This is a genomic window from Acinetobacter baretiae, from assembly GCF_015627105.1.
Classification (GTDB): Bacteria; Pseudomonadota; Gammaproteobacteria; order Pseudomonadales; family Moraxellaceae; genus Acinetobacter; species Acinetobacter baretiae.
The window spans coordinates 1-9,932 of record NZ_VTDM01000042.1; the positions used below are offsets into that span (position 1 = coordinate 1).

The following is a 9,932-nucleotide window of genomic DNA, read 5'->3' on the forward strand; positions in this document are numbered from 1 at the left end:
TGTAAAAATTTTCTGTAAATTGTATATTTTTCATATTATGCAACATCGAAATGGTTGCAAACACTCAAAACATTAGTAGAATATGTTTATGTGGTTGTTCTACTAATGCTGTTTTAAGTATTTGTTAAACAATGGAAAAAAAGCAGGGCTCGACACCTGCTTTTTTTCCGCCTGTATAAAATTTAGCACTATAAAAAAACAAAGCAAGTTTATGATTTTTATGATAAATAATAGCTTATTAAAATTCTATTACAGAGAACTTATTATGACTGATGATTTCAATAGTCCTAATGCCAAATATTTTAGTGATATCTACAATGACCAACTTGAGAAAAGCATGGTTGAAATGGATTTATTTAATTTAAAGTGTGAAGTTGAAGAATGGTTAGACGGTACAGAAAAAGTAGATCCTGATATTTGTAGGTACATGGGAATGGCTCTTCTATCTTTAGCCAACAGATTAGAGCCTGACTCTTAATCAAGTAATAGTCTCTTTGTTAGGTTCTCTTTCTACTACAGACCTCAAAATACGGCTTGATGTTTAAGCATGTTTTAACGCCATGATATGGCGGATCATTTCGTTAATATGCTGTTTAGTGTCTTGATCTTGACCACTTAACCACATCACAACATCAGCATCGAGTACCTTTGCTTGAGCTTCTGCATGGCGTTCCTGTAATTTTTTAATGATTTCAGGTTTAATCAATTTCGCTTGGCTAAAATCAAAATCTTTGTAGTGTTCAAGTTCTTCTTGCATTTTCATATCTCCGCTTATGGTTCATTGGTGCTTCAAAAGCTGTAATAATTCTAACGGTATTCCCTCGCTCAACCCACACAACTGTAAGTAATCTAGCATGGCTACTCAGTCCTACTGTAATCATTCTAGGTTCATCATAATGACCAACATCATCAGCAGTAATTGAGTAAATATCTGTAAAAATACTGCATACTTCCTCAAAAGCAATGTTACGCCCTTTGTAAACGATGTCCATTTTTTTGTCATGCCATTCAAACCATAACCCATACAATTCAATCAGTGGCATGATTATCTCTTTCTTTGGTTTCAAATAATTCCACGTCATTTTTTTTATAGTCAAAAGACAAAGGAATAGCGTTAGTATTCGCCACTTGGGTTAAAAACAGTTTTAGTGCTTGTGAAGCCGTTAAACCATACTTTTCAAAGACTAAAAAAGCCCTTTCTTTTAGCTCGGTATCTATGCGTAAGTTGTAGTTTGTGGTTTCTTCATTACTCGCCATTTTATTCACTTTCCGTTTACTTTATATATGCTATAGTAAACCAAAAGCACATATAAATAAATTTTAATTATATTTAAAACTATCGCCCTCCCCTATCTTTTCCTTTTTCAATTTGAGTTACTTTTTCCGCTGAAATATCGTTATATGCTCTCTCAATGTACTGTTTAATTTCTCTCTCATTTCGTTGCCATTTATCAATAATTTGATCTGATTTTCTAATGAATTGGTCTGTTCTATTAATCTCTGTATCTGTGTTTCGTAATGGTTCTTTAAGTCTATTATCTGTTGGTCTTTCTGCGTTAAGTGAGTGTTCAAATTGCTGTATTGTTTGGCGTAATAACTCTGAAATTCTGTGATCTTCTGCTCTTTCAATTTCATTTCGTTTTTCAATATCTGATTTTGTTCTGTTAAGTTCTGATTCACTTGTACTTGGACTTGTAGCTCTTGCTGTAATGTTGAATATTGATCTTTCAGTGCTGTTTCTGAGTTGTTTAACTCGCTCAGTAAGTTCTCTAACTGATTGGAATATTCGTTTTTCATTGGCTGTTATCTCGTTTGTTTTTTCTTTGTGTTGCTGATGTGGTGTTTCATCTGCTCTATTTCTGTCGTTAACTCTGTTTTCTCTGCTTTCATGTTGTCTATTTGAAATAATAGTATTTGGCTGTAAGTCCACATGATTGTTGGTACTGCTATCATTGCGAGAAATATCACTGTAATTAACATGATTTTGCTGATCAGAAATGTGAGCAGTTTCCAAAATAGTTTGTTTTTGCTGTTGATGAGTGCTGTTGCTTTCTCGATGTTCTCGCTCGTATTCGTTGCGAGTGCTTCTATTTGGTGTTTGAGGTTGATTTCTACCACTTTGATATTGCTTTGCATCTGTGTAGTTACTTGATTGATTTCGTTCTGCACGTGCTTTTCTGTGTTCTGTATGCTCTCGTTGGTACTCGTTGCCAGCTTCTCTACGCTTGTCTTGAGTTGGGCTATATTTGTTTCTATTGAATTGAAATTTTTTCTCTGTAAGTTCTGAAAGTCTTGCCCTTGTTTCTCTAGTTCTTGTTGGCTGTTCTCTCTGATAGTCCTCTCTCGCTCTTGATTTCTCTGCTCTATATTCTCGGCTATATCTAAAATCTTTTTCATAAAATTCGCCTTTTAATCTAATGTTTTGTTTTCCATAAGGGTTTTTAATGCTGATAGCGTTGTTTGTAACTCTCGCTATTTCTAAATCTAGGGCTTCAAGGTGCTGTATTACGTCCTTTCGGTCTTTAATATTTCCTTGTTCTAGCTCTAAAATTAGGGATTCACCAATGGCATTAGATAGCCGTTTTGGGTCTTTCGGTAGGTCTTTGGCAATCACATGGGATTGTTGTTTTAAAGGGTCGTTAGGGTCTGTAAGTTGGTATTCTTGGTTGATGGTATCTTTCCATGCATCGACTAACTCACGGTCTACACCGTCAAAATAGGGGTTCATTGATTTACCGCTATTTAATTCAACTTTTGGGATAATGAAGTTTAGCTCTAAGTTGTTTTTGTCGGTGTGTTCTATCCAAGTGATGTTGTATTGCTCTTTGTCTAATCCTGCTAAGAGTGTGTTTTCAAAGCTCTCCATGATTTCTTTTTTGTGTTCTTCACTTATGTTTTTTTCTTCAAACGAAAGTACGCCTACTGTGTGCTTGTGTTTAAACTTCAGATTCTCGGCTATAGCTGTGGTTAACTCTGGGTTTCCCTTTAGTACTTTTGCATGTTCTCTATCCCTGTCTTTACCAAGCATGTAATTGATGGCACTTCTAGGCGTTGCTTTACCTTTGTTTTTCATAAAGTGAACAATCATAGTTTTTCTAAAACCTCGTTTAATTGTTCGCTTATGATGCTGAGTGATTGTGTAATGGCGATCCGATCTATCAAATTGTGTGAGTTAATGGCTTTGGCAATTTGATTCATGTTCACGCCTATTTTGTTTAATTCTCTTAAAATAGTTGGGTCTATGGGCTTAATTTCCTGTTGAGCTACTTTTTTAGCCTGTTTTTGCTCATCTTCGAGGCTTAGGCATGTTTCCCTAATCCATGTCGCTAACTCATTGCCCTGCATGAGTTGTAGTAGGGTTTGGTGTTCTTGCTCGGTCATTCTAATTTTAATGGCTTTTTCTCTACGTGGTTTTTTTCTAGTTTTGGGTTCTTCCTTAACAATTTCGTTCATATCTTTTTTGCCTTTTTATGCTTTTGATCTTAGGGGTGTCGGGGGTTTCCCCTGAACAAGCTTCAAAGAACACTATAACGAAGTTAGAGGGGTCTTTGAGTATGCTTGCCCATTTTAGTACAAGCAATAATATTTAGCGAGTAATTAGAGAAAAAACAAAGAGCATTGGACATGGCAAACTATGGACAATCGCAAGCGAACGCCAAAACTAATCTGTGCATAAACACTATGCACAACTCCGCATAAATCACAGATTTATACGTTGAGTTGCACACAGGTTTAATACACAGGTTTTGTCTTTGCCCACAGCTTACCTATGCCCATTCACAATAATTTTTTTAATATTTAGATTTATTATTTTTTTAAACACACCAAAGAAAAGAGGTGAGAAAGCCCAGACCACCACAAAGCAAAAAAAGCCCCCTACAGGGCTAATATCTGATTTGGACGGCACTGTCCCACCCCATTAGTTAATTTTTGCTTGTTTTAACCACCTAGTAATTGTTTTCCGATTTACTTTTAGCTGTTCTGCAATTTGAGTGTTATTAACGCCCATTACATGCAATTTTAACGCTTCCTGACGTATATCACTGTACTGTGCAGATCGAGCCTTACCACCTTTTCTGTTTGCACCTTTGGCATTTGCTTTCGCTGCACCTTTTTTGCCACGATGGGCTTGTTTCTCACTAAACCATGCCTGAAATTCAGCACTATGATGATTACGCCACACCCATTTTGCGACTGATTTCGCTGTGGCTTTGACTTCCGAATATACTAACGGCTCTAAAAACTCACCATTTGCGTTGTGAGCTACATTAATCACTTCGGCATACCAACTATCATAACCATGATCTAATCGCTCTCTAATCGCCTTATAAGCCCAAAAACGAACACTATCGAACATAGAACAGTTGCGACCAAGCCCAAAAATCTCGTTTTTGGCTGTTTTGGGCTTATTTTCAAGGGTGACATAACTCGCAAGTTCCTCTAACTCGAAAGCTCTAGGATTTAATATAGCAACTTCCCAATTTTCTTTATCAAGTGGGTTCTTTGTGAGTAAGCCTGAATATCTTAAATCTGCACCTAATTTCTTGGCATAGCTGTATTCAATGGAAGCAAGGTATCTCAATGGTTTTAGTCGTGCGTTAGCTGTTTTACAAATAGGTGTTTTTAACTCATAGCAAATATGACAATGACCATTTTTTCTATTTTTGGCGATCCAAGTCGGTAAGGGTAAATCTGCATCGAAGTAATGCAAGTATGCGTCTGGAGCATCAATATCAAAGACCAGATAAGTTACTAAATGCGGTGGGTTTACTTGAAGCAAAGGCAATTTGACCGCAGTAGATTTAGAACGAATCAGCATTGCTGTGCTTTTGCCATAGCTACAGTACGGCTTAGGAGCTAAGTTTTTGTAAAAATTTTCTGTAAATTGTATATTTTTCATATTATGCAACATCGAAATGGTTGCAAACACTCAAAACATTAGTAGAATATGTTTATGTGGTTGTTCTACTAATGCTGTTTTAAGTATTTGTTAAACAATGGAAAAAAAGCAGGGCTCGACACCTGCTTTTTTTCCGCCTGTATAAAATTTAGCACTATAAAAAAAACAAAGCAAGTTTATGATTTTTATGATAAATAATAGCTTATTAAAATTCTATTACAGAGAACTTATTATGACTGATGATTTCAATAGTCCTAATGCCAAATATTTTAGTGATATCTACAATGACCAACTTGAGAAAAGCATGGTTGAAATGGATTTATTTAATTTAAAGTGTGAAGTTGAAGAATGGTTAGACGGTACAGAAAAAGTAGATCCTGATATTTGTAGGTACATGGGAATGGCTCTTCTATCTTTAGCCAACAGATTAGAGCCTGACTCTTAATCAAGTAATAGTCTCTTTGTTAGGTTCTCTTTCTACTACAGACCTCAAAATACGGCTTGATGTTTAAGCATGTTTTAACGCCATGATATGGCGGATCATTTCGTTAATATGCTGTTTAGTGTCTTGATCTTGACCACTTAACCACATCACAACATCAGCATCGAGTACCTTTGCTTGAGCTTCTGCATGGCGTTCCTGTAATTTTTTAATGATTTCAGGTTTAATCAATTTCGCTTGGCTAAAATCAAAATCTTTGTAGTGTTCAAGTTCTTCTTGCATTTTCATATCTCCGCTTATGGTTCATTGGTGCTTCAAAAGCTGTAATAATTCTAACGGTATTCCCTCGCTCAACCCACACAACTGTAAGTAATCTAGCATGGCTACTCAGTCCTACTGTAATCATTCTAGGTTCATCATAATGACCAACATCATCAGCAGTAATTGAGTAAATATCTGTAAAAATACTGCATACTTCCTCAAAAGCAATGTTACGCCCTTTGTAAACGATGTCCATTTTTTTGTCATGCCATTCAAACCATAACCCATACAATTCAATCAGTGGCATGATTATCTCTTTCTTTGGTTTCAAATAATTCCACGTCATTTTTTTTATAGTCAAAAGACAAAGGAATAGCGTTAGTATTCGCCACTTGGGTTAAAAACAGTTTTAGTGCTTGTGAAGCCGTTAAACCATACTTTTCAAAGACTAAAAAAGCCCTTTCTTTTAGCTCGGTATCTATGCGTAAGTTGTAGTTTGTGGTTTCTTCATTACTCGCCATTTTATTCACTTTCCGTTTACTTTATATATGCTATAGTAAACCAAAAGCACATATAAATAAATTTTAATTATATTTAAAACTATCGCCCTCCCCTATCTTTTCCTTTTTCAATTTGAGTTACTTTTTCCGCTGAAATATCGTTATATGCTCTCTCAATGTACTGTTTAATTTCTCTCTCATTTCGTTGCCATTTATCAATAATTTGATCTGATTTTCTAATGAATTGGTCTGTTCTATTAATCTCTGTATCTGTGTTTCGTAATGGTTCTTTAAGTCTATTATCTGTTGGTCTTTCTGCGTTAAGTGAGTGTTCAAATTGCTGTATTGTTTGGCGTAATAACTCTGAAATTCTGTGATCTTCTGCTCTTTCAATTTCATTTCGTTTTTCAATATCTGATTTTGTTCTGTTAAGTTCTGATTCACTTGTACTTGGACTTGTAGCTCTTGCTGTAATGTTGAATATTGATCTTTCAGTGCTGTTTCTGAGTTGTTTAACTCGCTCAGTAAGTTCTCTAACTGATTGGAATATTCGTTTTTCATTGGCTGTTATCTCGTTTGTTTTTTCTTTGTGTTGCTGATGTGGTGTTTCATCTGCTCTATTTCTGTCGTTAACTCTGTTTTCTCTGCTTTCATGTTGTCTATTTGAAATAATAGTATTTGGCTGTAAGTCCACATGATTGTTGGTACTGCTATCATTGCGAGAAATATCACTGTAATTAACATGATTTTGCTGATCAGAAATGTGAGCAGTTTCCAAAATAGTTTGTTTTTGCTGTTGATGAGTGCTGTTGCTTTCTCGATGTTCTCGCTCGTATTCGTTGCGAGTGCTTCTATTTGGTGTTTGAGGTTGATTTCTACCACTTTGATATTGCTTTGCATCTGTGTAGTTACTTGATTGATTTCGTTCTGCACGTGCTTTTCTGTGTTCTGTATGCTCTCGTTGGTACTCGTTGCCAGCTTCTCTACGCTTGTCTTGAGTTGGGCTATATTTGTTTCTATTGAATTGAAATTTTTTCTCTGTAAGTTCTGAAAGTCTTGCCCTTGTTTCTCTAGTTCTTGTTGGCTGTTCTCTCTGATAGTCCTCTCTCGCTCTTGATTTCTCTGCTCTATATTCTCGGCTATATCTAAAATCTTTTTCATAAAATTCGCCTTTTAATCTAATGTTTTGTTTTCCATAAGGGTTTTTAATGCTGATAGCGTTGTTTGTAACTCTCGCTATTTCTAAATCTAGGGCTTCAAGGTGCTGTATTACGTCCTTTCGGTCTTTAATATTTCCTTGTTCTAGCTCTAAAATTAGGGATTCACCAATGGCATTAGATAGCCGTTTTGGGTCTTTCGGTAGGTCTTTGGCAATCACATGGGATTGTTGTTTTAAAGGGTCGTTAGGGTCTGTAAGTTGGTATTCTTGGTTGATGGTATCTTTCCATGCATCGACTAACTCACGGTCTACACCGTCAAAATAGGGGTTCATTGATTTACCGCTATTTAATTCAACTTTTGGGATAATGAAGTTTAGCTCTAAGTTGTTTTTGTCGGTGTGTTCTATCCAAGTGATGTTGTATTGCTCTTTGTCTAATCCTGCTAAGAGTGTGTTTTCAAAGCTCTCCATGATTTCTTTTTTGTGTTCTTCACTTATGTTTTTTTCTTCAAACGAAAGTACGCCTACTGTGTGCTTGTGTTTAAACTTCAGATTCTCGGCTATAGCTGTGGTTAACTCTGGGTTTCCCTTTAGTACTTTTGCATGTTCTCTATCCCTGTCTTTACCAAGCATGTAATTGATGGCACTTCTAGGCGTTGCTTTACCTTTGTTTTTCATAAAGTGAACAATCATAGTTTTTCTAAAACCTCGTTTAATTGTTCGCTTATGATGCTGAGTGATTGTGTAATGGCGATCCGATCTATCAAATTGTGTGAGTTAATGGCTTTGGCAATTTGATTCATGTTCACGCCTATTTTGTTTAATTCTCTTAAAATAGTTGGGTCTATGGGCTTAATTTCCTGTTGAGCTACTTTTTTAGCCTGTTTTTGCTCATCTTCGAGGCTTAGGCATGTTTCCCTAATCCATGTCGCTAACTCATTGCCCTGCATGAGTTGTAGTAGGGTTTGGTGTTCTTGCTCGGTCATTCTAATTTTAATGGCTTTTTCTCTACGTGGTTTTTTTCTAGTTTTGGGTTCTTCCTTAACAATTTCGTTCATATCTTTTTTGCCTTTTTATGCTTTTGATCTTAGGGGTGTCGGGGGTTTCCCCTGAACAAGCTTCAAAGAACACTATAACGAAGTTAGAGGGGTCTTTGAGTATGCTTGCCCATTTTAGTACAAGCAATAATATTTAGCGAGTAATTAGAGAAAAAACAAAGAGCATTGGACATGGCAAACTATGGACAATCGCAAGCGAACGCCAAAACTAATCTGTGCATAAACACTATGCACAACTCCGCATAAATCACAGATTTATACGTTGAGTTGCACACAGGTTTAATACACAGGTTTTGTCTTTGCCCACAGCTTACCTATGCCCATTCACAATAATTTTTTTAATATTTAGATTTATTATTTTTTTAAACACACCAAAGAAAAGAGGTGAGAAAGCCCAGACCACCACAAAGCAAAAAAAGCCCCCTACAGGGCTAATATCTGATTTGGACGGCACTGTCCCACCCCATTAGTTAATTTTTGCTTGTTTTAACCACCTAGTAATTGTTTTCCGATTTACTTTTAGCTGTTCTGCAATTTGAGTGTTATTAACGCCCATTACATGCAATTTTAACGCTTCCTGACGTATATCACTGTACTGTGCAGATCGAGCCTTACCACCTTTTCTGTTTGCACCTTTGGCATTTGCTTTCGCTGCACCTTTTTTGCCACGATGGGCTTGTTTCTCACTAAACCATGCCTGAAATTCAGCACTATGATGATTACGCCACACCCATTTTGCGACTGATTTCGCTGTGGCTTTGACTTCCGAATATACTAACGGCTCTAAAAACTCACCATTTGCGTTGTGAGCTACATTAATCACTTCGGCATACCAACTATCATAACCATGATCTAATCGCTCTCTAATCGCCTTATAAGCCCAAAAACGAACACTATCGAACATAGAACAGTTGCGACCAAGCCCAAAAATCTCGTTTTTGGCTGTTTTGGGCTTATTTTCAAGGGTGACATAACTCGCAAGTTCCTCTAACTCGAAAGCTCTAGGATTTAATATAGCAACTTCCCAATTTTCTTTATCAAGTGGGTTCTTTGTGAGTAAGCCTGAATATCTTAAATCTGCACCTAATTTCTTGGCATAGCTGTATTCAATGGAAGCAAGGTATCTCAATGGTTTTAGTCGTGCGTTAGCTGTTTTACAAATAGGTGTTTTTAACTCATAGCAAATATGACAATGACCATTTTTTCTATTTTTGGCGATCCAAGTCGGTAAGGGTAAATCTGCATCGAAGTAATGCAAGTATGCGTCTGGAGCATCAATATCAAAGACCAGATAAGTTACTAAATGCGGTGGGTTTACTTGAAGCAAAGGCAATTTGACCGCAGTAGATTTAGAACGAATCAGCATTGCTGTGCTTTTGCCATAGCTACAGTACGGCTTAGGAGCTAAGTTTTTGTAAAAATTTTCTGTAAATTGTATATTTTTCATATTATGCAACATCGAAATGGTTGCAAACACTCAAAACATTAGTAGAATATGTTTATGTGGTTGTTCTACTAATGCTGTTTTAAGTATTTGTTAAACAATGGAAAAAAAGCAGGGCTCGACACCTGCTTTTTTTCCGCCTGTATAAAATTTAGCACTATAAAAAAA

14 protein-coding genes are annotated in these 9,932 nt (G+C 36.3%); 2 read left to right on the forward strand and 12 right to left on the reverse strand.

The annotated features are described in order from the left end of the window. Window positions 1-265 precede the first annotated feature (265 nt). On the forward strand, window positions 266-478 hold the full coding sequence (locus tag I2F17_RS11790; RefSeq protein WP_196424021.1) for a hypothetical protein: 213 nt from the start codon (window positions 266-268) through the stop codon (window positions 476-478). A gap of 63 nt (window positions 479-541) precedes the next feature. Here I2F17_RS11790 and I2F17_RS11795 read toward each other — a convergent pair whose 3' ends face one another. The 6 genes from I2F17_RS11795 to I2F17_RS11820 all read right to left on the reverse strand — a co-directional run bounded on the left by I2F17_RS11795 (window position 542) and on the right by I2F17_RS11820 (window position 4,900). Next, entirely contained in the window at window positions 542-763 is a 222-nt protein-coding gene (locus tag I2F17_RS11795) for a hypothetical protein (protein WP_235985962.1), read from the reverse strand. Continuing rightward, the gene (locus I2F17_RS11800; protein ID WP_211140076.1) at window positions 741-1,043 is read right to left on the reverse strand and encodes a BrnT family toxin; all 303 of its coding nucleotides are present in this window, start codon (window positions 1,041-1,043) and stop codon (window positions 741-743) included. The genes I2F17_RS11795 and I2F17_RS11800 overlap by 23 nt, the downstream gene beginning before the upstream one ends. Next, window positions 1,030-1,257 (reverse strand): type II toxin-antitoxin system RelB/DinJ family antitoxin, encoded by a 228-nt coding sequence (locus tag I2F17_RS11805; RefSeq protein WP_211140077.1) that lies wholly within the window; start codon window positions 1,255-1,257, stop codon window positions 1,030-1,032. Before I2F17_RS11805 ends, I2F17_RS11800 begins: the two co-directional genes overlap by 14 nt. A 79-nt stretch (window positions 1,258-1,336) precedes the next feature. Continuing rightward, window positions 1,337-3,088, reverse strand: a complete 1,752-nt coding sequence (locus tag I2F17_RS11810; protein ID WP_211140078.1) for a relaxase/mobilization nuclease domain-containing protein — start codon at window positions 3,086-3,088, stop codon at window positions 1,337-1,339. Continuing rightward, window positions 3,085-3,453, reverse strand: coding sequence for a plasmid mobilization relaxosome protein MobC (mobC, locus tag I2F17_RS11815; protein ID WP_211140079.1), 369 nt, complete (start codon window positions 3,451-3,453; stop codon window positions 3,085-3,087). Before mobC (I2F17_RS11815) ends, I2F17_RS11810 begins: the two co-directional genes overlap by 4 nt. A gap of 466 nt (window positions 3,454-3,919) precedes the next feature. Beyond that, complete coding sequence (locus I2F17_RS11820) at window positions 3,920-4,900, reverse strand: replication initiation protein (protein WP_211140080.1); 981 nt, start codon at window positions 4,898-4,900, stop codon at window positions 3,920-3,922. A gap of 232 nt (window positions 4,901-5,132) precedes the next feature. Between I2F17_RS11820 and I2F17_RS11825 the strand changes: the two genes are divergently transcribed. Then, entirely contained in the window at window positions 5,133-5,345 is a 213-nt protein-coding gene (locus I2F17_RS11825) for a hypothetical protein (RefSeq protein WP_196424021.1), read from the forward strand. Window positions 5,346-5,408: 63 nt separating this feature from the next. Here the strand turns inward: I2F17_RS11825 and I2F17_RS11830 are convergent, their stop codons facing one another. The 6 genes from I2F17_RS11830 to I2F17_RS11855 all read right to left on the reverse strand — a co-directional run bounded on the left by I2F17_RS11830 (window position 5,409) and on the right by I2F17_RS11855 (window position 9,767). Continuing rightward, a complete protein-coding gene (locus I2F17_RS11830; RefSeq protein ID WP_235985962.1) occupies window positions 5,409-5,630 on the reverse strand; it encodes a hypothetical protein in 222 nt (73 codons plus the stop codon). Beyond that, on the reverse strand, window positions 5,608-5,910 hold the full coding sequence (locus I2F17_RS11835; RefSeq protein ID WP_211140076.1) for a BrnT family toxin: 303 nt from the start codon (window positions 5,908-5,910) through the stop codon (window positions 5,608-5,610). The genes I2F17_RS11830 and I2F17_RS11835 overlap by 23 nt, the downstream gene beginning before the upstream one ends. After that, complete coding sequence (locus tag I2F17_RS11840) at window positions 5,897-6,124, reverse strand: type II toxin-antitoxin system RelB/DinJ family antitoxin (RefSeq protein ID WP_211140077.1); 228 nt, start codon at window positions 6,122-6,124, stop codon at window positions 5,897-5,899. Before I2F17_RS11840 ends, I2F17_RS11835 begins: the two co-directional genes overlap by 14 nt. A 79-nt stretch (window positions 6,125-6,203) precedes the next feature. Next, the gene (locus tag I2F17_RS11845; RefSeq protein WP_211140078.1) at window positions 6,204-7,955 is read right to left on the reverse strand and encodes a relaxase/mobilization nuclease domain-containing protein; all 1,752 of its coding nucleotides are present in this window, start codon (window positions 7,953-7,955) and stop codon (window positions 6,204-6,206) included. After that, on the reverse strand, window positions 7,952-8,320 hold the full coding sequence (gene mobC, locus I2F17_RS11850) for a plasmid mobilization relaxosome protein MobC (protein WP_211140079.1): 369 nt from the start codon (window positions 8,318-8,320) through the stop codon (window positions 7,952-7,954). Before mobC (I2F17_RS11850) ends, I2F17_RS11845 begins: the two co-directional genes overlap by 4 nt. A gap of 466 nt (window positions 8,321-8,786) precedes the next feature. Further along, window positions 8,787-9,767, reverse strand: a complete 981-nt coding sequence (locus I2F17_RS11855) for a replication initiation protein (RefSeq protein WP_211140080.1) — start codon at window positions 9,765-9,767, stop codon at window positions 8,787-8,789. Window positions 9,768-9,932 lie beyond the last annotated feature (165 nt).